This is a genomic window from Oculatella sp. LEGE 06141, assembly GCF_015207605.1.
Classification (GTDB): Bacteria; Cyanobacteriota; Cyanobacteriia; order Elainellales; family Elainellaceae; genus Oculatella.
The window spans coordinates 1-23251 of sequence record NZ_JADEWO010000002.1 but is presented as its reverse complement, the minus strand read 5'-3'; the positions used below and the strand labels follow the sequence as shown (position 1 = coordinate 23251).

Below are 23251 nucleotides of genomic sequence, written 5' to 3'. Positions count from 1 at the left end.
TACACCTGGCTGACTGGCTCATCCTGAACAGCAAAGACCTGATGCGATCGCGGCCTTCGTGGCATTGCTATCCTGCCGTATAGTTTGGATCAGAGGAATATGATTGCGCCTCAACTCTCATGAGCCACTGCCTGAACCCAACTTGCCAGAAACCTGCCAACCCCGACCCAGCCCGGTTTTGCCAAAATTGCGGGTCGCGGTTGCTGTTGGGCGATCGCTACCGTGCCTTGCGTCCGATCGGTGGGGGCAATTCCAGCCGCACATTCTTAGGGCAAGATACGCGCCAGTTGCTTGATCCGCGCCGTGTGATCAAACAGTTTTCGAACCAGGATGAAAACGCCTTTCGCCAGGAGGTAGCGCGATTGGATGAACTGGCCGCCCATCCGCAAATTCCAGAGTTGTACGACTACTTTGAGCGCGATCGGCGGCAATATCTTGTACAAGAGTTTGTGGACGGACAAACGCTACTCCAGCAGATGCAGGATGACGGCGTGTTTGATGAAGCTCAGATCGTTCAGGTGTTACAAGACCTATTGCCGTTGCTGCAATTTCTGCACGATCGCCACCTCATTCACCGCGACGTTAAACCCGCCAATTTAATTCGGCGCAGCAGCGACCAGCGGCTGATGTTAGTCGATTTTGGTGCCGTCAAGCAGGTAACGGCATCGGCTTTGAAGAAAACGGGAACGGTCATTGGCAGCGCTGAATACACCGCACCTGAACAACTGATGGGCAAGGCCGAATTTGCCAGCGACCTCTACAGCGTCGGCGTGAGCTGCATTCATCTGCTAACCGGGGTTCGTCCGTTTGAGCTGTTCAACAGTGCCGACAGCACGTGGCTGTGGCGGGTCGTTTCGGTGCCCGTGAGCGATCGCCTGGCTCATCTTCTCGATAAGCTGTTGCAAAACACAGTCAGCCAGCGGTATCAATCTGCCAGGGCTGTTTTACAAGATTTAGCCAGGTTTGTACCATCCGTGGTGCCGATGCCGATGACGCAACCGCCCAAACCGTCTCGTTTCCAGGCAACCGCCAACCGCAGTTTACCCCGCTGGACGTGCAGCGAAACGTGGAACATTGGCACTGAGGTCAACGCGATCGCCTTTACACCCGCTGGCGAAACGCTTGTCTGTGCGGGTGGAAGCGGTGCCATTCAGGTGTGGGACGTGCAGCGTCAGGTAGTGCGATCGACGCTGGCCGGACACGACCAGGCGATTACGGCGATCGCCCTCACCCCCGACGGCACCCAGATCGCCAGCGGCAGTTGGGATCACACCATTAAACTATGGCAGCTTGCCACAGGTGAGTTCATCGGCACCCTTAAAGGACATGCGGCTATCGTTACGGCGGTAGCGGTCAGCCCGGATGGACGAACCTTAGCCAGCAGTAGCCGCGACAACACCGTTAGATTATGGGACTTACAGGCCAACGCGCGGCTGTTGGCTGTGTTGTCAACCTCTACTAGCGCCGTGGAAACGCTCGCCGTTCCGCTTGCCAGTACCGCCTCTCATATGGATAGCGCTATTCTGGCGAGCGGTAACGCAGATGGCACCGTTCAAATCTGGCATTTGGGCACCAAAGAACGGTTGCGATCGCTGCCCAATCATGGAGCTGCTGTTAGCGCAGCGGCGATCGTGGCAGACCCTGGCACCATTATCACCAGCAGTTGGGATATGACCGTTCAACAACGAAGTTTGCACACAGGCCGACTGCTGGGCAGCTTTACGGGGCATCTGCTTCCCGTGAACGCGATCGCCATCAATGCCACCGGTGAGCTAATGGCCACCGGCAGCCCCGACAGCACCATTAAGCTGTGGGATTTAACCCAGGCTCAACCAAATGCCAAAGCGATCGCCACCCTGACAGAACACATGGCCGCAATTGAAACCCTTGCCTTTAGCCCAACGGAACCGCTGTTAGCCAGCGGCAGTCGAGATGGCACAGTCCGGTTGTGGCGGCAGGTCAACGGGTGATGAAAGAGGCTTATAACCGTTGAATACCGTCGGCTAGCCCCCGGCACACACCCGTCAAAAAGTCTATATCTAGCGTTTCAACGCGATCGCTCACCTTATGGTAGTGAGGATTTCGCATAAAGGCTGTATCCGTCACCATCATGGCCGGATAGCCCTGATCCCAAAACGGCGCATGATCGCTCTGCCGAGTTGCTGGCACAATCGCGCCCCGGTTCCCGGCAGGCAGCCAGCGACAGCGCACCTGACCCGCTCGATGCACCCGATCGCAGAGCCGAATTAAATCAGGAATCGTGCGCCAGTTCCCAATAAAGCTGATGAAATCTCCACGGTTGGGGTAGAAATACTTCAATCCCGGCGGATAGGTTTGAGAATGAGGCGTGCGATCGCAATATCCCAACATCTCAAGCGACAGCATCAGCCGCAATGGCTGCTGCTGTTGCCGTAGCTCCCTGGCATAATGCTGACTGCCAAGCAGCCCAAATTCCTCCAGGTCAAACGCGACCAACCGCACCGGAAACCGGGCAGGTGTAGCGGCGAATAGCCGGGCTAACTCCAGCAAGGCAACAACTCCAGTGGCGTTATCATCGGCACCATTCGTGCCAGGAACAGCATCATAATGGGCACCAATCAAAATAGGCGGACGGGCTACAGTGGGGCAGTTACTCGGCAGGTTCAACACCAGGTTTTGATGCCGCTTGCCCTGAAAATCAAACTCATTCGTTTCGACGGTTCCCCAGCGCTCTAACTGTTGCCGAATATAGTGCTGCACATAAAAGTGCCCTTCGGTTGAAAAGTAAGGGTCGCGATCGCGCGCCACATGGTTCAGATGCGTGAGTAAATTTTGCTGTAAATCCAAAGCAGTAGAAAAAAAGGGCAGAAATACAACGCTGTAAAGACTTCTAGAATAAAGGATGCAAGCGAAAGTCGAGAGAACTCGATACGATCAGTAATCTCCTCTGCTGCCCCCTCATACCCTTCAGTATCAGCAGTGATGAGCGGGAACCCACCTATTTAAGTTTAGAGACATGGCAGGCATTGAACTTTATCTAATTCGCCACGGCATTGCCGCAGAACGGGACACCTATGCCAATGATGGCGCTCGCCCCCTTACCGAAACAGGCCAGCACAAAACCCAACGCATCGCCCAGCGGTTTCGTGAACTGGAGTTGCAGTTTGACCTCATCTTAACCAGTCCCCTCGTTCGAGCCAGACAAACGGCTGAGATCTTGCAGCAAACCGGGTTAAGCCCAACGCTAGAGCAATCTAGCTATCTAGAACCCGACGGTGATTTTAACGGTTGGGTGCATTGGCTACAGCAGTGGCAGCCTAAGAACAGTTGCCTGGCGTTGGTGGGTCACGAACCCGACCTGGGAGAATGGGCTGAACGGTTAGTCTGGGGTGACACAAAGCAACGGCTTATCCTCAAGAAGGCGGGTATCATTGGCCTGCTATTACCCCAAACGGGTTCGCCTGTGGGCAACAGTCAAATGTTTTGGCTCGCCCCACCCAGGTTCTTGCTCTAACGGCTGCAAATAGTGTACATCTGAAGGATAAGATGGCTTCGGAAGGAACGTTGGGCGATCGCCCAATGTTCTGCTGAGTGGGTTGATTAGTTCTTGCTGATTGGTTCTTGCTAATTGGTTCTTACTGGTGAGTCAGTCAGTCCTGCAGTTATTGTTCCGTTGCAAAAATTGATGTTTCGAGTCATCTCACACCACGCCATTCCCTGGAACCACAAAACCCAGGCGAACTGCTAAATTCAAAGGAGTTTCCTGAGTAGAAACTCTCCTGGCTCATCCAGGTCAGACTCCTTGCCGATACGGTTCTGGCTAATCGGCCAAACTGATAATCTTGATTTGTAGCCTTAGCCACTGCTCCACTACGCACAAATTAGTAGTCTGCTCGCAACATTGTCATCGTGATCGCGCTACCCATCCCCTTAAGATTCAGAGGCTCTAACCAGCCCATGCTTCGGCAGCACGTCTAGAGTCCATAAGCAGGGATAGCCCAACAGCGCAACAGCAGGCAATGAAGACCCTATGACACTCAGGGCAGGGAATAGAGAGTGGAAATATGGCAGCTCTGAGGACATTTAATTTAGCGATGAAACCATGTCTATTTGCGAATACAAGCCAGGTTTAGAAAACATTCCTGCCACACAATCCAGCATCAGCTTTGTTGATGGACAACAGGGCATTCTGGAATATCGTGGCATTAATATCGAAGAACTAGGACAATACAGTTCGTTTCTAGAAACGTCGTATCTGCTGATTTGGGGCGGATTGCCAACGGAAGAAGAACTGGCAGAGTTTGAGCATGAAATTCGCTACCATCGGCGGCTGAAGTATCGCATTCGGGACATGATGAAATGCTTTCCCGAAAGCGGTCACCCAATGGATGCACTGCAAGCCTGTGCTGCTGCCCTGGGTTTGTTCTACTCTCGTCGTGCCCTGGATAATCCAGCTTATATTCGGGCAGCGGTGGTGCGCTTGTTAGCCAAAATTCCGACGATGGTTGCCGCCTTCCAGCTCATGCGGAAGGGAAACGATCCGGTACAGCCGCGTGATGATCTCGACTATTCAGCCAACTTTCTCTACATGTTGAACGAGCGGGAACCCGACCCGCTTGCTGCCCGCATCTTTGACATTTGCCTGATTTTGCACGCCGAGCATACAATCAACGCTTCTACCTTCTCGGCAATGGTCACAGCTTCGACGCTGACCGACCCCTATGCGGTGGTTGCTTCTGCCGTTGGCACCCTGGCAGGGCCGCTGCATGGTGGTGCTAACGAAGAAGTGATTGAAATGCTAGAAGAAATTGGCTCCGTTGATAATGTTCACGCTTATCTGGATAGCTGCCTGGAGCGCAAAGCCAAGATCATGGGCTTTGGGCACCGAGTTTATAAGGTGAAAGACCCTCGCGCTACCATTTTGCAAGATCTCGCAGAGCAGCTATTTGAAAAGTTTGGCCGAGACGAGTACTACGATATTGCCGTGGCGCTAGAGCAGGCGGTGGCTGAGAAGCTAGGTCACAAAGGCATTTATCCCAATGTCGATTTTTACTCTGGTCTGGTTTACCGCAAGATGGGAATTCCAACCGACTTGTTTACTCCTGTGTTTGCGATCGCCCGTGTTGCTGGCTGGTTAGCCCACTGGAAAGAACAGTTAGCCGAAAATCGCATCTTCCGTCCCACCCAGATTTATACAGGAGCCAGAAACGCACCCTATATTCCCAGCGAAAAGCGCCAATCCACCCAGGATAAGGATTTGCTGGCGGGTTTAATTGCCGAGTAGTCTCGTGCAACCGCAGGAACGATGAGCAAACTCTATCTCCCTCGCTCTGAGCGCTCAAATTTGTGACCCATCGTCTGCAATGGCCAAGAGCGCACTAGACTGAAGGCAGCTTTGGTGCAACAGTTGAACGGATAACGTATTCAACTGTTACAGCTCAGAGGATGTTCTCAAAGTGCTGATTTTCACTCGAACCGCCCCTTAAATTCTCCAAAGCTGGGGAATTTAGGGGGTTCATGCGGAACGTTTGATACTTTTCAGACACCCTCTCAGATCGATCGCAAAGAGTACAGATCTATGAGTATTGCTGTGCTAGCGTTTCTGCTGGCGGGTCTAGTATTGTTGGTTCTGGGTGCAGAAGCGCTGGTACGTGGGGCATCTCGACTGGCCACGCTGGTTGGCATCTCGCCTCTGATCATTGGCCTCACTGTCGTGGCCTACGGTACTAGTGCGCCCGAAATGTCGGTGAGTATCATTGCCAGCTTTTCAGGGCGAGCAGACATTGCTCTGGGAAACGTGGTCGGCAGCAATATTTTCAACGTTTTGTTGATTCTAGGATTGTCGTCCATCATTGCGCCTCTGGTGGTGTCGCAGCAATTAATTCGGCTTGATGTCCCCATCATGATTGGCGTGTCGATACTCACGCTGTTCTTTGGCCTGGATGGCACCATCAACCGCTCAGATGGCGTTGTGCTGTTTATTGGCGGTATTGTTTACACCGGATTTTTGCTGTACCAAAGCCAGCGTCAGTCCGTTGATGCAGCGCTAGACGAGTATTCTGGAGAGAACGGACAGCCGCAAACCGCTTCACTGCAACAGTGGCTGATTAACCTTGGCTTTATTGCAGTGGGGTTAGTGGCATTGGTGGTTGGTTCGCGTTGGTTAGTTAACAGTGCCACTGCGATCGCGCAAGCATTTGGGCTGAGTGAACTGATCATTGGCCTTACCATTGTGGCGGCAGGCACCTCGTTACCAGAATTAGCCACATCCGCGATTGCCAGCCTTCGCGGAGAACGAGATATTGCCGTGGGCAACGTAGTGGGCAGCAATATTTTTAATCTCTTAGCGGTCTTGGGGTTGTCTAGCGCCATTTCACCCGATGGAGTCAATGTTTCAGCGGCGGCACTGCGGTTTGATTTGCCCGTGATGGTTGCCGTGGCGATCGCCTGTTTGCCGATTTTCTTTACCGGCAATTTGATTTCCCGCTGGGAAGGGTTCGTCTTTATCGGTTACTATCTCGCTTACACCACCTATCTAATTCTGGACGCAACCAATCACGCCAGTCTGCCGATTTTTAGCTCTGTGCTGTTGCTTTTTGCCATTCCCCTGACGGTCATCACACTGGTGATTTTTACCATTCGTGCCCTGCGAGCCAGACAGCACAAGGCTAAATCCAGATAAATGTCTACCAGCGATCGTGTCATTTACCTGGCTAGTCGGCACTGAGGAATTCTAGATAGCGATGGCTCAACTCTTTGACGGCCAACTCATAGAACCGCTGTCCATGCTCCCGGGTCGCCAGGGCAGGATTTGACCCCATCCGTCCATCCGCATAGCGCCGCCGAAAATCGATCGCGCCATAAATGGGATGGCCTGAAGCCACATCCGCAGCCAGCGTCCCTTGCTTGATGGCATCGGGATACACGTACTGGGTTAGTGCGACCTCGCTAGGGGTAGCGTGCGATCCTTCCTGGTTGCCGTACAGCTCCTTTGCCAACTGGTAAACCGAGCTGCACATAAACCAATTCGCCAAATGACATTGCACCCGATCGGCATTCGGCAGATTCAGGTCGGCTAAAATGGCATAGCTCTCGGAAAATGCTGCTTTCAGCGTTGCCATGTTGCCGCCATGGCCGTTGATGAAAAAGAATTTGGTAAAGCCCGCCTTCACCAGGCAGGTTAAATAATCTCGAATCACCAGCATTAGCGTACTGGGACGGAGGCTGATGGTACCGGGAAATGAGGTGTGGTGAAGTGCCATCCCCACATTGATTGTGGGAGCAACCAGGGCATGGGTCGATTCCCCCACCCCACGGGCGATCGCCTCAGCGCAAATGGCATCTGTGCCGATCAATCCAGTAGGGCCGTGCTGTTCGGTTGACCCAATCGGCAAAATAATTCCTTGAGACTGCGCTAAATACTGCTCCACTTCAGTCCAGGTGCTTAACTGTAGCAACATGTCGGCTCCCCCTCCCCTAACTGAATCGCTCGAATAGCGACGCGTTTCTACCTTGCCCTCTCAATCTAACGTCTGCCTAAAAGATTTCGCGCCAATTCATAATTGATCCCCAAACTTCGGTCAACAGTCGCTAGAATGGGTGAATACAGTTTAGTCCTCTAGACCAGTGCTTTCGATAGGGTTAGAGAGTTAAGCTTGCTGAATCAGCGGGAATCCTTTCACCATGCTCAGCCAAATGGTAATTCAATACCAATCAGTCTTCACTCACTCTTCACGATATGGGACAGCGTCCCCCTTCCCAACTGGCTCAACTCAGGTTTTAATTGCCTTAATCTAGTATGCGATCGCCCTAAGGGTGTCCTTCTGCATTCTTCAAACCTTACTAACCATGACTTTAACGGCTGTAGGCACGTTTAGAAGATACTCAAAGCCTCCTTATCGTCGTTTAATTCGATCCAATCTTCCTGAAAAAGTTGGGAAAGAGCATTTCACAAGCTAGGGCTGATGAACAGTATTGAGCCAGGTTTAGCCTTACACTATGGCTCTATTGGTCTTAGCAAACCAAATCAAGGCGTTTATTCTGTTAGGTTGAGCGGCAGGCTCTTTAACTATTTAAGCAAGCGACGCTAAAGCCTAACTGCATTCGAAGAATTTACAGCTCAGGAGAAGCGATACATGTTACACCGCAAGATCTATCAGCTCTGTTGTGATGGTCGAGAGGTTTGGATCTTCCTGCGGGATCAACAGCGTTGGATAGAACGTGCTCGTATCCTGGATATTGAAGGTGATCTGGTGACGCTTCGGTATGAAACGGATGAAGACGACGAAGTGTGTTCGTGGGAAGAAATGATTCGGCTGGAGAGTATTGGCTCTGTTATGCAGAAGCTAGCTACGGTATCCAGAGGCGATGTCGAGCCATTGGTGTCTGAAGATTGCCCTGAAGCCGAGCAAATTCGCAATCATCGGCCAGACGCTAACCCGGAATAGGCGAACTGCCGCTCGCGTTCCTACTCAGCTCAAAAAGCAAGGGCACCTGTTACGGGTGCCCTTGCTTTTTGGTATTGGGTGAAGCACTAGAGATAATCTTTCAGGAACCCAAACGGGTCGTCGTCCCAGCATGGTTCTGGCAGCATGTTGCAAAGGCTGGCCGTGATATTTGCTTCGATCGCTTCAATTTCATCATGGTCAAACAACTCGGCCATCGCTTTCATGTCTCGTTCGCGCAATGGCATCAGCGGCGCAGCATAGCTAATATATCCATCCGCCAGAGGTTGCTCAGACAGCAAGTCGAGGCTAACAAGCTCTGACACTGAATCATTACACCAGTTAGCTGAACTAAGCTGATCGGCATCTTGATGGGGCCTGAGCAAGGGAGTAGAACGCTTCCGCAACAGAACCGTAGAGCTGTATTGCAGCAGTTCGGCCAGGGATGCATCACCGCTGTAGTCAGGCATGGTTGAAAACATGGGCAGCATTAACCCCTAATGAGATGAGCGGATGGTCACCTGAGAAGCATAGACCTGAGAACCATAGTATGATGCCAGATACGATTGCCAGAGTTCTAAGCGGTAGTTCCACCCACAGGTGATCCTATCTACTAGCGTCGCAAATTCCTGCGTATCTGTAAATATACAAACGGTTAGAGTAACAATCCGTATAAAGAAATACGTAGCCCTGCTTCCAGAGCATGGAAGGCTTGAACCCCAAGAACAGTGAATTAAATAACTCGCAGAACTGCGATAGCTGGGGAACCCAGACTGACCGTGTCCCCATCTGCATCATTACACCTTAATCGGTTAACGATCCTATAGCTCAGTAAGAGTTCTATTTTAATTCGGCCAAGCTGTGGCTTGCAATTAGCTGCACATCAAACAGCTCTGCAAAACACGCAGCAACCTGGTGCCGGACTTGAGCGATCGCAATATCGGGCACAAACTCAACCAGGCTCCCTACGGGTTTATCTGCAATGCCGCAGGGCACAATCTGCTGAAACCCTGTTAAATCGGGGCAGATGTTGAGCGCAAAGCCGTGCATTGTAATCCAACGGCTCACTTTAATGCCAATTGCTGCCACTTTGCGGCCTTCCAGCCACACCCCGGTCAGCCCCGGCACTCGCGCTCCCGTCAGCCCATAGACAGCCAACACGCGAATTAAAACCTCCTCAAGCTGTCGTAAATACCAATGCAAATCCGTCTGGTAATGCCGTAAGTTCAAGATTGGGTAGCCCACCAGTTGGCCTGGACAGTGATAGGTCACTTCGCCGCCCCGTTCGGTGCGGCATAGCGCAGCCGGGGCGCAAGCCGGATTAAACTTCACAAAATCCAACCGTGCCCCTTGCCCCAGGGTGTAGACGGGAGGATGCTCTAACAGCATTAATACATCGTCTAAATCAGGAGTTTGCCGACGGTTTGCCACAAGCGATCGCTGCCACTCCCAGGCGATCGGGTAGGGAACCAGACCCAGATGCAGCAGATGGCAACGCCGACGCGAGGATCTGGGTGATGCGGGTAAATCCACGGAGCTATGTCAATCTCATGTTCTAGAACAAGCGTGTTTCAACGCAAATTGTACTTGTACCCTGATTGTTCAAATCAAAAATTATCAAGGGATGCAAATCATTTTAAACGCTTCTGTTGTCCAGAATACAAGGTGCTAGGGTGAAGATAACAGCCAAATATATAGGGGAGGAAGCTTTATGAAGCTTGTTATCCAGGGCAAAAACATTGAAATCACCGACGCTATTCGTGAGTATGTGCATCAGAAGATTGAGAAAGCCGTTAACCACTTTCAGGCACTCACAACCGAGGTTGATGTTCATCTGTCGGTAGCCCGCAACCCCCGGATAAACCCCAAACAAACCGCTGAAGTCACCATCTACACTAACGGTTCCGTCGTTCGAGCAGAGGAAAGCAGCGAAAACCTCTATGCCAGTATTGACCTGGTAGCTAACAAAATCAGTCGTCAGCTACGCAAATACAAGGAGAAGCGGCAAAACAAATTGCAGTCCACCGTGAAAACCGCAGAGGTACTGGATGAAGCGCCAATTGCGTCGGATCTAACCAATGGCCGAACTCCGGAATTGCCACCTGAAGTGGTGCGAACCAAATACTTTGCCATGCCCCCCATGAGCATTCAAGAAGCGTTAGAGCAACTAGAACTGGTTGACCACGACTTCTACATGTTCTGCAACGTCGAGACGGGTGAAATTAACGTCATCTATGAGCGGAATCATGGCGGTTATGGTGTGATTCAACCTCGGAACGCCAACGGAAACGCCAACAGCAAGAACGGTACCGTTCATGCTACGACAGCAGATCGTCTGTCACCCTCTAAAGCATAGAATGGCACCCTATCCGTGTCGGATAGGCTTCTAATTCGTTTACATATTGCAGCATCTCCGTCCAGCTCCTCGAAATCCTGCTTTACTGAAAGAATGATGAGTTGGACGGTTTCGTTTGGGCGGCAGCTAGATGTATGTATACCTACGCCTTTTTAGAAACTCCAAAGAACCCGATAGACCTGCCCTGTGGCATTGTCGGTTCGCTTGAATTGGTGGAAACGGCGCGGCTTGCAGCGCTGGTTGAGCCAGATTTAGCGCTGGAAAATGTGCATTCTAGCGATCGCCAACTGCTGCAAGCCGCGCTTGACCACGATCGCGTCATTCGCGAGATCTTTGAGCAAACCGCCGTTTTGCCGCTGCAATTTGGCAACTTCATTCAACGAGAGGATCTGGTCAACCACCTGAAGTCCCGCAGTACCGAGTACCTCGAAAAGCTAACCCATCTGCGAGACAAAGCCGAATATACTCTGAAACTGACTCCGAGAGCGATCGCCTCAGAGCCACAGATTCCCAGCGAAGTTACCGGAAAAGCCTATTTTTTGGCCAAGAAACAGCACTATCAGCACCAGGTCGAGCAGCAGCAACAGCAGCAGCAAGAGTTAGAAGACTTACTGGCAGCGATCGCCAAGCTGTTTCCTAACTCTATTCGCAGTGCAGCACAGGACGGAGTAGAACGAATTTACCTGTTGGGCAATCGGCAGGATGACGCTCTCCTACACGCTCAGCTACAGGGGTGGCAAAGCCAATGTCCCCACTGGGAGGTCACACTGGGTGACGCATTGCCCCCCTACCACTTTGTGTAGAACCCTCGTCGATTCACCGAGTGAATAAAGCAAAGATGAAGGATGGCATTAAACCAGGGAAACAGTAGAGCAGGACTGGCTTCTACGTTTTCCACCCAGGCATTTTCCCTAACTTCCCCAAATGTGACACTCTGAAACTTGGGTGATTTTGCTGAACTGATACTCACCATAAATGCTAAATTGAAGGGGTTAACGTTGCAAAAGGTTGCGACACGTTGAGACTCCTTTCTTCACTCAGGTACCCGTGGGAATTCCTTTGGTATCTGGAAATGAAATTGAAGCGTAGACGACAGTGTGACCCTGCTCTGTCTTGGACAGATCGTTGTGAAGCGCCCAGTATGAAATGATCGACCTGTAACTGTAGGTTTGCGGGTTCTGGTTTTTGCCAATTGCCATTAGCGCCTCTCGGCAACCGTGCAAACTGGGTCGGTCTGAGTCTCTGAACATTTTAGATAACCAGATAGTTAAAAGCAGCTAGAGCGACATATTGAGGTTCACTTGACGTGTCTATAACTGGCTGCGGTGCTTTGCTGAGCTGCAAAGGGCTGAAAGGGGTGGGTTTTCCACCGTTTCATCGGCTCATCCGCGAGGACTTTTTTGCACTGCAATGAAGCACCCCATCTGAGTTGTCTTGCTCTCCCAGATGACCTGCTTTCCTGGGCGCGATTTTGTTGGTTTACATAATCATTTCACGTGGGATTACAGCTATGTCTAAACTGCTCAGCAAGAAAATTGCCCCTGCTCCCATGCCTGCGGAGATCAGCGTTGTTGACCTGATTGACGGATACTTTACGGCCTACAATTCGGCTCGCTTGCGGGAAATTTGCCATCTGCTCAGCCGTGATGTCTTACAAGAGGGCGTTACGGTTGGCCTTAGCCTCTCCGGAGCAATGACCCCTGCCGGATTTGGCATTTCTGTATTAGCACCATTGATGCGAAACGGCTTTGTCGATTACATCATCAGCACTGGTGCCAATCTGTATCACGATATTCACTACGGGTTGGGACTGGATTTGTATGCCAGCAACCCGTTTGTCGATGATGTCAAACTGCGGCAAGAAGGTCGGATTCGCATTTATGACATTGTGTTTGGCTATGATGTGCTGCTGGAAACCGATGCTTTCATTCGGGAATTGCTGAAGGCAGAGCCGTTCCAAAAGCGTATGGGTACAGCAGAGTTTCATCATCTGCTCGGTAAATACGTCCATGAGGTAGAACAGCAGATTGGGGTCAAAAACTCCTGCCTGCTAGCAACCGCATACGAATGCGGCGTTCCTATCTACACCTCTTCTCCTGGAGACAGTTCAATCGGGATGAACGTAGCCGCTTTGGCTCTAGAAGGATCGCAGCTTGTGATCGATCCATCATTGGATGTCAATGAAACGGCGGCGATCGTTTATGCTGCCCGCGAATCAGGCATTCCTGGTGTAGAAGGCAAGAGCGCCGCGCTGATTATTGGTGGCGGTAGCCCGAAGAACTTCTTGCTGCAAACCCAACCCCAACTGCATGAGGTTCTGGGGCTAGAAGAGCGAGGACACGATTACTTCATTCAAGTTACGGATGCTCGCCCGGATACGGGTGGGCTATCTGGCGCGACTCCTAATGAAGCGGTGAGCTGGGGCAAAGTTGACCCCGATGAACTGCCCAACACAGTAGTTTGCTATACCGACAGCACGATCGCCCTGCCTATTTTGACGGCGTACGTGGTGAATCAATGTCCCTCTCGTCCGTTGAAGCGGTTGTACGATCGGCGCGACGAAATGCTAGAAAAGCTGCGGTTGGATTACCACGCCGCGAAAGCGCAACAGCCGCAAATTAAACCTGTTTTGGCAGCATCGGCAACGGCTCCAGTGCGGGAACCGATCGCAACCTACCCCTGCGGCACACCGATCCGCAAACCCCATTAATGATGGAACAAAGGAGCGATCGCACCAATCTGCATTGATGTGACGTAGTTCTGAAAAAGGTGGATGAATTCATCCACCTTTTTTGTTGCCGATGCCGTTCCTCTCGGCGCTACCGAGCATGATGATTTCGGAAACGATAGGGATCTGGATCAAGCGAACCCTTCAATTAAACCCGGAGGTGGCGTGATTTCGATTCGTCTCTGTTCCAGGTCAACCACAGGGACAATTTCATTCACAAAAGGAATTAGCACGATCGCTGCATTCGATGAAGGGGCAACCGATTTGGGCTTAGACCGCCGCCGCGACTTGCGGGTGGGTACTGCCGCTGGCACCGCTTCGGCTGGGTTCTCTTCAGGTGGTTTCTCTACCGCTGTACTCGATGAGGAATGCAGCTCAACCTCTAGCAAATCGTTTCCGGCTGGCAGCACATCAGTTACAGTGCCGACCAGGGTTTGAGTCACCTGATCAAAGACAGCCAGCCCAACTAAATCCATAACATGAAATTCGCCATCTTCTAATGGTGGGCGATCGCTGCGCGGTACAAGCAGCTTACAGTCGCGCAGAGCCTCGGCCTCGGCGCGATCGGTCACTCCAGCAAAACAAAGCACATATAAGCCCTTGCCGCTGAGATAGCGTCCTGATACCAATTCCACTGGCGTTGGCTCAGAGGCACCGGGATACAGCAGCCACCGCTGTCCTGGGGTTTGGAACCGCTCTGGAAAGTCGGAATCAGGATAAACCCGCACTTCCCCCTTTAACCCTTGTGGGCTAACAATTTTGCCAACTTCCAACCAATCTGAAGTGTCCATAGTCGCGATCGCAATCAACGTGACGGAAAAAGAGAATGACGAATCTTCTGTATGAACCGCTGCCCAATACTGGGTCTAGGGGCAACAGGAAACATTTGAATTCGCTGGATAGCTAACCCAACCAAACGAGCATCGGCTGACCCTTGCCTTACTGATGTTAGCGGCAGAGTGCGGTTGACGGCCAAACAGAGCCGCACAAATGGTCGGTTGGAAACGAGTGCGGCCTGGGGTACAACGCCTTTGAGCAGAACCAGGTCACCATCCTGAAGTATTCGCGCCATATCAATCGTCTGGTCATTCACCGAAACAGTGAGGCTGTCCAAAATGTCTGGAGCCGCAGAGCGAACAATATGCAGACTCAACGTATAGTCGAGAGTGGGCGATAGCGGAAAATCTAACGTTGATAGGGTTCCAGGCCCCGTCCAGCGAAACCCCATTGTATCGAGTCGCAGGCCATTAAACTTGCCGTTGCGCCTATGCCAACCCATGCCAGACAGGGGCTGACGAAAATCAAAATCGATCGCCTCAACCCGATCGCCATGCTGCTCGGCGTAGCGATGGGCATAATGCTGTTCTAGGCGAGCGAGGAGCATGGCGCTTGCAGTATCACTCTTCTCTGGCTTCGCAGGAGGATGAGGATATCGCGTCTGCAATGCCTGCTGCATCTCAACGAACTGAGCCTCAAACCGGGTTTTGGCCTGCTGGTAAAGTTCCAGGTCGAGCTGGTTTTGGGTGGCGATCGCATCAATTACGGTAGCTGGTACGCCATCTCGGCGCGGCTGTTTAGAAACGACCCGCAAATTCTGGTACTCCACAACAGGATACCAGCCAAAAATATAAGACAGTAGCAACACAGACTCATGAAACCGTTCGGTGAGTCCTGCAAAGACAAACTGGTTCAGGGTGTGCTGGGCAGAGGCTAGCCGTTCTGCGTCTGAGCAATCTGTCCACTCTGGGGCATATTCACTAAGCTGGCGCGTTTGAAAGTTGGATGTTCGCAGCCTGACCACCGGATTGGGATGTTGCACAAAGGCCAACAAGCCATCAGCGGTAGCATCCATCAAGGTCTGATAGTCGGCTGTTTCAGCCTGTCCTCGCTCTCTGGCTCGTTTGAAAAACTCGTAAACGGAAATGACGCGATCGACTGGATCGCGCAGCATGGTGAGATACAACGGTTGCGTGAGGACTGGATCAATTTCACTGTAGCCAAAATGCCCTCGAACCAGGTTAAACCGGGTGAGGAATTCCCTCAGTTCGGCGGGTGGGGTGGCGATCGCCTCTGGATACAGATCAGCTACATGGTGCGGTTCAGGACAAATTGACTGAACGTGAAACTGAGCATCCAGAATTGCCGTGAAGGTAGACCCTGCCGTTTTGGGAAGATGAATAAAACACAGTTGATCTGCTGGGGTCAAGCGGCGTTCGAGCGGGGCGATATTCATGCCGTCTGCAAGGTTCATCCGCGCATCGCAACCTGCTCTTGCGGAGCTGCAACTTGCTGATAGACTCGACCCACCACATCTGCCAGTCGCCGCATTGCAGTAGCAATCTCTTCGTCGCTAGCGGTCAGGCTGATTCGGAAACACTGATGCTTATGCGGCCAATCTTCCTGCAAACCGGGGAAGAACGCTTCACCGGGCACCACAATGACACCCACCTGCTTTAGCTCCTGATAAAATTCCCAGTCGGTCATGGGCAAGTCTTGCAGCCAGAGCCAGGAGAAGATAGCCCCTTCACCCAGATGCAGGAACCAAGGAACATTTTGAGGCATGGCAGCATCCAGTGTTGCTTCTAAAATGGCAGATTTGGCCTGGTAATACGGACGAATCACCCGTTCAGAAATGTCAGCCAATGCCCCCGATCGAATCGCATAGGTGGCGATCGCCTGCCCATAACGAGACGAGTGGATGCACATATTGGTCTGGAATGCTTCTAAGACCTCAATAATCTGCTCATCGCCCAGGGCAATGCCAAGCCGCTCTCCAGGCAACCCTGCCTTGGATAGGCTCATGCAATGCACAATATTTTCACCAAAAATGGGAGTCATATCGGTAAAGTTTAGAGCCGGGAAGGGTGGCGCATAGGCCGAATCCACCAGCACTGGAACATTGTGGGGAACAGCCAGAGCCGCAATTTTTTGAACTTCCGCATCCGTCAAGACGTTTCCGGTGGGGTTACAGGGGCGCGAAAACAAGACAAACCCGGTCTGTTCGTTAATTTCTAGCTGGCTAAAATCGGGTCTGTATTTGAAGCGATGGGTGGTTGCATTAGCATCGATCGCTGGTTTATACGCCTTCAGCGCTTCTGGAATCAGGGTTGCGCCGCCATAACCGGTATAGTCTGGACTTAGCGGCAGCACAATTTGCTTTAACGTGCCGTTGGTGGCATATCCACCCAGCGCATTCGCCGCAAAGAAATATAGCGCCTGGCTGCCGGGTGTAATCAAGATATTGCGTTCGTTCAGGTTGAGTCCATATCGCTGATTAAATTCATCGAGTATGGCGGCAATAAATGGTTCGTACCCCTGGCTTGACCCATAGCGACAGACCACCTTGCCGTAGTCTGGACTGGCCAACAGTTCTGCCGTACAGTCTCGCCATAGCTGTTCAACTTCCGGCACAATCAGCGGATTGCCTGCGCTGAGATTAATAAAGTCTTTGCCTTGACCTGCTCGCAGCGTTTCAATAATGTCCTTCATGATTGCCCGCACCCCCGTCAGGTGGGTCATGCGATCGCCAAATTGAGTCAGAGCAGGGTTCATAGACGGATGTACGGTAGAGGATCGTAGGCTGGACGGCAAGCGTTATTCAGTCAATGGTAAGACAAGTCTGAATTTGCAACAATGTACAATTTTGCAAAAAACGACTAACACAGGTATAACAGGGTCAAACGCAATCGCTGCAACGAATAGACGCAAAACCCTGGTGCCGATTAGTGGCGAGTTGTTCGGTAACAGGTTATACCTGATTGAGTAGGTAAACGCCATAGGGGGCGTAACGATGGTACGCCCCCGCTTTGTATGCACACATTGAGAGTTCGGGAAACTGTATAACAGGCCACCCCTCGGGTTGCTCCGCTTGCCGATGAAACCAGCTCGCTCCTTAATGTTTAGCAATCAATTTAGTCAAGAACTGTAAGCCTCATTGCCCACGGTTGCATTACCAAAAGCCTTGCACGGCATAGGTTTGAGCCGAGCCGCAATGAAAAACCCGTGAGATAAATCAGCGTAAAATTAAGTTATGGATACGCAAGCGGTATCGCAGGTTGGCAGCACACCCCTGGAATAACGCCAGAAAGAGGGAATAAGCCAGCTTGTAGCGAATGAAGAGATTAATGATCGAAGCGATTCCCAACGTGGGGATTGCTAACGTCTCTCAGCACTGCGCTTAAACTTCGTCTGTTCTAATCCAATTCAAATCGGCTGCGCGATCGCACTTCACTCGGAGGTTCTTATGTTTCACAAAGTTCTTGCCGCAATGGATAGTTCAGCAATTGGCAAACTGGTCTTTGATGAAGCGCTTGCCTTAGCCAGGGCAGTTCAGGCCGATTTGATGTTGCTACATGTGCTGTCTGTTGAAGAGGAAGTTAGCCCAGACATGCCGATGTATCCCATGATGGGCTACTACCCCGTTCGCAATGACATTGTGTACGAACACTATCAGAAACAATGGGAAGCTTATGAAAGGGCAGGGTTCGATCTCTTGCGATCGCGCACGGATGAGGCGATCGCGGCAGGAGTTAACACTGAATTCACCCAGGTTTCGGGCGATCCGGGGCGAGCGATTTGTCACCTGGCACAAAACTGGGAAGCCGATCTGGTGGTGGTGGGTCGTCGGGGACGGTCTGGCCTCAGCGAACTCATTTTAGGCAGCGTCAGTAATTATGTGTTGCATCACGCTCCCTGTTCTGTAATGGCAGTGCAAACTAAGACCAGGGTTGAGGCACAGCCCAAAGTAGAACTCTCTGAATCAGGGTGGCAATAGTGCCTGTTGGGACACTCAGCTCGACTCAAGCCTGAGTGTCGCCCCCTGTTCATTGAGACAGGAAACCCGTCAGTAATAGCGGTAACAACAACAACGCCGTCACAATGAGGCCAAGCGTCGCTGGATCAAGTTTGATAATGCCTTTTTCTGGGTCGCTCATGATACGCCTTGCCCCATCACTCGGATTTGGCATTAGTGTATCGTCTTCCTAACCCAGATAGAGTAACGCTCCGTGTTTCGGCAACAAATCGAATTAAGCGAACCAAGAATTAAGCGAACCAAGAGGTTACGCGAATAAAGAGGAACACAGGAGATGAACTTAGCCTAGCTTGACCTCGATTGAAACGCCCTTGAGGTCTTGGCTGGGGTGGCGATCGAGATACACCTGAATGACCTGCTGGCACGACTCCACATAGCTAAAGGCAGCAGCAATTTGTTGCCAACTGGGGGTTCGGCTGAATTTAATACCCCGGGCTTTAGCGGCTTTGCGGCAAGCATTATACGAGCCGTATTGCTGAAGCAATTCATTCTTATCCATTTGGAGTGGAGCCGCTGGCAACTCGGCGATGGCGGCATTGCTGGTTGGTGTGGCCTGCGAACTCAGTTCATTGACGGCAACCTGAGCCACCGTAAAGATAGCCGCTGCGTTTTCCAACTCGTGCTGTTGATTCTGTTTAAGTTGCTCTAAGAGTTGTGTAACTCGCTTCCTGCCCATAGTCTCTATTAATGGTTAACGATTATGGATCGAGTAGTGATTTGCCTTGAGACGCAGGATCGGTATACATCTGAGGATTTTCCCTGCGATCGTCCTCTATCTGTTGTTGCGTCGGCAGTGACTGCTCCGTTTTAACAGGTAAGGTTCTACCGTTCAACTCCTGGTCATCGCGCCACCACATTACAATGGTTCGCACCGCTCTAATGAATCTAAAGAATCGCCCCGATTGCGCCAACAATCCCCAGTGAGTTTGCGTAGAAGTATCAACATCTGGCACAGCATCAAAGGCGGTTGCAAGTTGATCGAGATGCTGTGCCATTGTGCCCATTTCACGCTCTAGCTCTGCAATGGTTTGATAGTTCTTATCGGATAATTGCTGTTTTTCAAGCCCCAGTTGCGTAATCATCGTTTGCAGGCGAGACAGATCTGCCTTAAGCGTCAAGGTAGACTGTTTGTATTCTTCATTTCGCCGCATCAGTTGCGATCGACTGCGATTGGTAAAGATGAGGCACGATCGCATCTCACCATATAAATCGTTGGCTTCAGTTAAACTTAAATTTTCTACCGTCTTGGGAAATTCGGTTGCAGAGCGAAAGCGGTCGTGAGGTTGTTTAGAAGTAGCCATTATTACGATTGAACCACTGAATCCTCACCATAGTGGCACATGGCTATTGAATCTCCCACGGTGCTTTTCCGCTGCGGTTAGACGGAATCAGCAGGATATCAGCGTGCGATCCCCGGATCGGCATTTCTAGTTTAAATAGTCCTATAAATCGCTTAAAACAGCCGTTTTTATCCATAACGGGTCAGCGTAATAAACTGTATCGTTACACTCCCTTACTCGCGGCTGAAAAGGAGCGATAGAGTGATAGTAACCGTCCTTAACAGGATTCCAACACGCTAGGCTTGCAGCATCCAGTGAGGGTTATCATGTCACAAACCGCTTCTAGCCCCAAAAGAAAAGGAAAATCGCTTCCGTCAACGTTCATTATCAAGTTGGGTAAGTTTGTCTGGACAAGCATGTGGCATGTAATGATGTCACAGCTCGCACCGCGCAACAAAACTGGAGACTATATTCGGCCAGAAAGTTTCTTTCGGCAGCAGATTGGCACCGACAAAACTCATGCTTATCCTGCCGTTGCCGGACGCTATCGCCTCTATGTTGGGTTAGGTTGTCCGTGGGCACACCGAACGCTGGTAGTTCGTGCCCTCAAAGGGCTTGAAGATGCCATTGCCATCTCCATCGTTTCTCCATCACCCACTGAAGGCGGGTGGGTTTTTGAACAGGCAGACGAAGGATGCCACACGCTAGCAGAACTGTATCGCTTGGCCGATGCTAACTACAGCGGACGGGCAACCGTTCCTGTTCTTTGGGATACCCAAACTAAAACGATCGTTAACAATGAAAGTGCAGACATCATTGTGATATTAAACTCAGCATTCAATGAGTTTGCTCACCATGCCGATCAGGATTTGTATCCAGAATCATTGCGCGAGATCATTGATCGGTGGAATGATAAGATTTATCATGCGGTAAACAATGGCGTGTATCGTTGCGGCTTTGCTCAAACGCAAGAGGCATATGATAAAGCGTGCAATGAGCTGTTTAGCGTTTTAGATGAAATTGACGCAACCCTTGCGAACCACCGATATCTCTGCGGAGCACAGATAACCCTGGCCGATGTTCGCCTGTTTACGACGCTGTTTCGGTTCGATGCGGTGTATCATGGGCTGTTCAAATGTAACCGCCGCAGAATTAAAGACTACGAACATTTAGGCCATTACTTACGCGATGTGTATCAACAGCCCGGAGTGGCCGACATTTGCGATGTGGATGCCATTAAACGCGACTATTACGGCAGTTTGTTTCCCTTAAATCCTGGTGGCATTATTCCATCTGGCCCTGACATGACCAGCCTGCTGGAACCGCATGGGCGAGAAAGCGTGGGCAGGGAAGCGGCACTCAGTTAAGGGAAGTGCGGCACAATTGCCCCTTTCCCCAAATTAAACCCGGCCACTAAAAGATCATTCGCAGGGAAGACCACCCATCGCGTCGGATCTTCAATGATGCTTCTATGCACGTTTCAAGACAAGTTCGGTAAAAGCTGGGTGGCGATCGCTCCATCCGCAAACACCCTCCGTAACGATTATCCGTAACGATGAGTATTAACATTCTGTTAGAGCTGTAATTAAGCGACATATCCCCCTGGCGAAACAGGCGGTATATTTTATTACATAAGCCTTTTAACGGTAGTCAAACTCATTCAATTTAGTTTTATCGAGTCAACCGTTTCGAACGTGTGGTGAGAGTGAGGCAGTAGTCATGATGAAAAAGCGATCGAATTCAGCCGATAACCCATTTATTTATCCTTCATCTGACGAATTTAACGGGCATTCCAGTCCCCCTCTGCGGTTAGCCACAGAGGGAGGTGTACCGTCATCACAGCCAGTACTGCCGCTACCGGAACCACAGTCATGGCGATGGCTGTTGCTGAGTCTTGCTGTGTGCGGTGCCGCCAGTGGTATGGCGGTCGGCGCGTTTCTGTGGCTAATCGCCCTGCCTCCGGCGACAGAGTGCCAGAAGATTTCGACCCTCTCGCCCGATCGCGATCGGCTGTATTGTGCCCAAACGGCAGCCGATTCAGGAGAATTACCAGCCGTTCTGGCCGGGATCGATCTGGTTGAGCAGTGGACACCCGAACACGCTCTCTATCCAGAAGCGCAGCAGTCATTGACGCAATGGTCTAACACCATTCTCAATATTGCGCGCGAGCAGATTCACCAAAATGATTTAGAAAGCGCGATCGCCATCGTTGAGCAAATTCCGCCATCCAGCCCAGCATACGAAAAAGCGCAGGCAACGCTGGCCGACTGGAAGCAGGTTTGGCAACAGGGGAGAGCGATCGATGCCAAAGCACAGGAGGCACTCCAGCGGCAAGACTGGGAGCAAGCCTCTCAGCAGATTTTAGCCTTGTCCAAGCTGGATTATAACTACTGGCGATCGCAACAAACGGCGAAACTGTCGCAACAAATTGTGGCAGAACAGCAAGCCCAAACGTACCTTGTGCAAGCCCGCAGTTTGGCCAATAGCGGCACACCGGACCAAGTGGCAACCGCTATCAAAACAGCGGCGCAAATTAACCGAGATACCTATGTCTGGAAGACCGTTCAGCCTGAGCTAAATCAGTGGAGCGATCGCCTGCTGTCGCTGGGGGTGCAGCAGTGGAAAGAGAAGAACTTCGATCGGGCTATTGCTCTGGGGCGGCAGGTTTCGCCCAATCCAGCGTTGGCGAAAGAAGCGCAGAACTTGATCTGGCTGGCAGAGTCGCGGCAACAGGCGATCGCCAGTCTTTCTAATTGGACAACCTCTGCCGACCAGGTGTGGCATTTAGTTCGAGCAACGGCGATCGCCAGCCAAATTAGCCCGGACAGCCGCTTCCATCCGCTGGCCACCGCCAGCATGGCGCACTGGCAAACCCAGCTTCAAGATTTGACGCAACTGCACGTTGCTCAACTCCTGGCTCAATTTAAGCAGGTAGACACCCTGAATTTGGCGATCGACCAGGCGCAGATGGTGACCGCCGGTCGCCCTCGTCGGGTTCAGGCACAAACGCTGGTGGCTTACTGGTCACGGGAAATTGAGCGACTGGAAGATCAGCCTTATCTTGCTCATGCCACACAGCTTGCGGCATCGGGTACCGTTCCAGCATTGCGGCAGGCGATCGCCACGGCCAAGCATATCGCTCCAGGACGAGTATTGAGAACAGACGCGCAAGGGTTGATTGCCACCTGGCAGAAGCAGATTGAACGAATTCAAGACCAGCCCTATCTTGATCGGGCGCAGCGGTGGGCGGCTCAAGGTGAATTAGCCGCCGCAATTGACGAAGCCTCAGCGATTCAGCCCGGTCGAGCCTTGTATCGGCAGGCACAGGGAGCAATTGATAGCTGGCGTAGTGAAATTCGAGTGATTGAACGAGCGCAACGGGCGCGGCGGCAAGCACCCCAAACTGACGTTCAAATTCGTCCAGAGAACACTGACCTATCTCCTGACACCGATCAAACTGAAGAACTAAGGGATTCCACTGAGGCGACCTCTAATGATATTATTTTTCCGTCGGACCATTCGTTGCGGTTGAACGATTCGCCGCTGCCGCTTGATCCGCCTGCTCCGCGATCGGCTCCTCAACCAATCGTGTCACCGCCCCTGCGGCTCGACGTTGCTTCACCGTCCCAACCGGAACCCGAAGAATTCGTT

At 51.6% G+C, this 23251-nt stretch carries 22 protein-coding genes; 11 read left to right on the top strand and 11 right to left on the bottom strand.

The window, feature by feature from the left end; translation table 11 throughout:
• Positions 1–119: 119 nt before the first annotated feature.
• Positions 120–1970 (top strand): serine/threonine-protein kinase, encoded by a 1851-nt coding sequence (locus IQ268_RS01685; RefSeq protein WP_193874907.1) that lies wholly within the window; start codon positions 120–122, stop codon positions 1968–1970.
• A gap of 10 nt (positions 1971–1980) precedes the next feature.
• On the opposite strand, the gene IQ268_RS01680 is transcribed toward IQ268_RS01685, so the two are convergent.
• Entirely contained in the window at positions 1981–2826 is an 846-nt protein-coding gene (locus IQ268_RS01680) for a M28 family peptidase (RefSeq protein WP_193874905.1), read from the bottom strand.
• Between the two features lie 169 nt (positions 2827–2995).
• On the opposite strand from IQ268_RS01680, the gene sixA reads away from it, so the two are divergent.
• The 3 genes from sixA to IQ268_RS01665 all read left to right on the top strand — a co-directional run bounded on the left by sixA (position 2996) and on the right by IQ268_RS01665 (position 6661).
• Positions 2996–3493: a phosphohistidine phosphatase SixA gene (gene sixA, locus IQ268_RS01675; protein WP_193874903.1), complete on the top strand. Its 498-nt coding sequence runs from the start codon at positions 2996–2998 to the stop codon at positions 3491–3493.
• A 588-nt stretch (positions 3494–4081) separates the two neighbouring features.
• Positions 4082–5263 carry a citrate synthase gene (locus IQ268_RS01670; protein WP_193874901.1) on the top strand — a complete coding sequence of 394 codons (1182 nt, stop codon included), beginning with the start codon at positions 4082–4084 and terminating at the stop codon, positions 5261–5263.
• 294 nt (positions 5264–5557) lie between these two features.
• A complete protein-coding gene (locus IQ268_RS01665; RefSeq protein ID WP_193874899.1) occupies positions 5558–6661 on the top strand; it encodes a calcium/sodium antiporter in 1104 nt (367 codons plus the stop codon).
• Positions 6662–6692: 31 nt separating this feature from the next.
• Here IQ268_RS01665 and IQ268_RS01660 read toward each other — a convergent pair whose 3' ends face one another.
• Entirely contained in the window at positions 6693–7439 is a 747-nt protein-coding gene (locus IQ268_RS01660) for a creatininase family protein (RefSeq protein ID WP_193874896.1), read from the bottom strand.
• 675 nt (positions 7440–8114) lie between these two features.
• On the opposite strand from IQ268_RS01660, the gene IQ268_RS01655 reads away from it, so the two are divergent.
• Positions 8115–8426: a DUF6679 family protein gene (locus tag IQ268_RS01655; RefSeq protein WP_193874894.1), complete on the top strand. Its 312-nt coding sequence runs from the start codon at positions 8115–8117 to the stop codon at positions 8424–8426.
• 86 nt (positions 8427–8512) lie between these two features.
• Here the strand turns inward: IQ268_RS01655 and IQ268_RS01650 are convergent, their stop codons facing one another.
• Both IQ268_RS01650 and lipB read right to left on the bottom strand, forming a co-directional pair.
• Positions 8513–8905: a hypothetical protein gene (locus IQ268_RS01650; RefSeq protein WP_228035007.1), complete on the bottom strand. Its 393-nt coding sequence runs from the start codon at positions 8903–8905 to the stop codon at positions 8513–8515.
• A gap of 358 nt (positions 8906–9263) precedes the next feature.
• Positions 9264–9956, bottom strand: a complete 693-nt coding sequence (lipB, locus tag IQ268_RS01645; protein ID WP_193874892.1) for a lipoyl(octanoyl) transferase LipB — start codon at positions 9954–9956, stop codon at positions 9264–9266.
• A gap of 178 nt (positions 9957–10134) precedes the next feature.
• On the opposite strand from lipB, the gene hpf reads away from it, so the two are divergent.
• The 3 genes from hpf (at position 10135) to speY (ending at position 13489) form a co-directional block, all read left to right on the top strand.
• Positions 10135–10779, top strand: coding sequence for a ribosome hibernation-promoting factor, HPF/YfiA family (gene hpf, locus IQ268_RS01640; RefSeq protein WP_193874890.1), 645 nt, complete (start codon positions 10135–10137; stop codon positions 10777–10779).
• Between the two features lie 134 nt (positions 10780–10913).
• Positions 10914–11582, top strand: coding sequence for a GvpL/GvpF family gas vesicle protein (locus tag IQ268_RS01635; protein WP_193874888.1), 669 nt, complete (start codon positions 10914–10916; stop codon positions 11580–11582).
• Between the two features lie 707 nt (positions 11583–12289).
• A complete protein-coding gene (speY, locus tag IQ268_RS01630) occupies positions 12290–13489 on the top strand; it encodes a deoxyhypusine synthase (protein WP_193874886.1) in 1200 nt (399 codons plus the stop codon).
• Between the two features lie 149 nt (positions 13490–13638).
• Here the strand turns inward: speY and rimM are convergent, their stop codons facing one another.
• The 3 genes from rimM to IQ268_RS01615 are packed head-to-tail and all read right to left on the bottom strand — an operon-like array spanning position 13639 to position 17059.
• Positions 13639–14298 (bottom strand): ribosome maturation factor RimM, encoded by a 660-nt coding sequence (rimM, locus tag IQ268_RS01625; protein ID WP_193874884.1) that lies wholly within the window; start codon positions 14296–14298, stop codon positions 13639–13641.
• Between the two features lie 14 nt (positions 14299–14312).
• Positions 14313–15758: a sulfotransferase family 2 domain-containing protein gene (locus IQ268_RS01620; RefSeq protein WP_193874882.1), complete on the bottom strand. Its 1446-nt coding sequence runs from the start codon at positions 15756–15758 to the stop codon at positions 14313–14315.
• A complete protein-coding gene (locus tag IQ268_RS01615) occupies positions 15755–17059 on the bottom strand; it encodes a valine--pyruvate transaminase (protein WP_193874880.1) in 1305 nt (434 codons plus the stop codon). Before IQ268_RS01615 ends, IQ268_RS01620 begins: the two co-directional genes overlap by 4 nt.
• Positions 17060–17750: 691 nt before the next feature.
• On the opposite strand from IQ268_RS01615, the gene IQ268_RS01610 reads away from it, so the two are divergent.
• Complete coding sequence (locus tag IQ268_RS01610; protein WP_193874878.1) at positions 17751–18281, top strand: universal stress protein; 531 nt, start codon at positions 17751–17753, stop codon at positions 18279–18281.
• 49 nt (positions 18282–18330) lie between these two features.
• On the opposite strand, the gene IQ268_RS01605 is transcribed toward IQ268_RS01610, so the two are convergent.
• The 4 genes from IQ268_RS01605 to IQ268_RS32675 all read right to left on the bottom strand — a co-directional run bounded on the left by IQ268_RS01605 (position 18331) and on the right by IQ268_RS32675 (position 19796).
• Positions 18331–18474 carry a hypothetical protein gene (locus tag IQ268_RS01605; protein ID WP_193875420.1) on the bottom strand — a complete coding sequence of 48 codons (144 nt, stop codon included), beginning with the start codon at positions 18472–18474 and terminating at the stop codon, positions 18331–18333.
• Positions 18475–18600: 126 nt separating this feature from the next.
• Positions 18601–18996 carry a hypothetical protein gene (locus IQ268_RS01600; RefSeq protein WP_193874876.1) on the bottom strand — a complete coding sequence of 132 codons (396 nt, stop codon included), beginning with the start codon at positions 18994–18996 and terminating at the stop codon, positions 18601–18603.
• Positions 18997–19018: 22 nt separating this feature from the next.
• Entirely contained in the window at positions 19019–19621 is a 603-nt protein-coding gene (locus tag IQ268_RS01595; RefSeq protein WP_193874874.1) for a hypothetical protein, read from the bottom strand.
• A 43-nt stretch (positions 19622–19664) separates the two neighbouring features.
• Positions 19665–19796: a hypothetical protein gene (locus IQ268_RS32675; RefSeq protein WP_255527130.1), complete on the bottom strand. Its 132-nt coding sequence runs from the start codon at positions 19794–19796 to the stop codon at positions 19665–19667.
• Between the two features lie 130 nt (positions 19797–19926).
• On the opposite strand from IQ268_RS32675, the gene IQ268_RS01590 reads away from it, so the two are divergent.
• On the top strand, positions 19927–20967 hold the full coding sequence (locus tag IQ268_RS01590; RefSeq protein WP_193874872.1) for a glutathione S-transferase family protein: 1041 nt from the start codon (positions 19927–19929) through the stop codon (positions 20965–20967).
• Between the two features lie 352 nt (positions 20968–21319).
• Positions 21320–23251, top strand: a 1932-nt coding sequence (locus tag IQ268_RS01585) for a hypothetical protein (RefSeq protein ID WP_193874870.1), incomplete at its 3' end; no start/stop codon positions are given.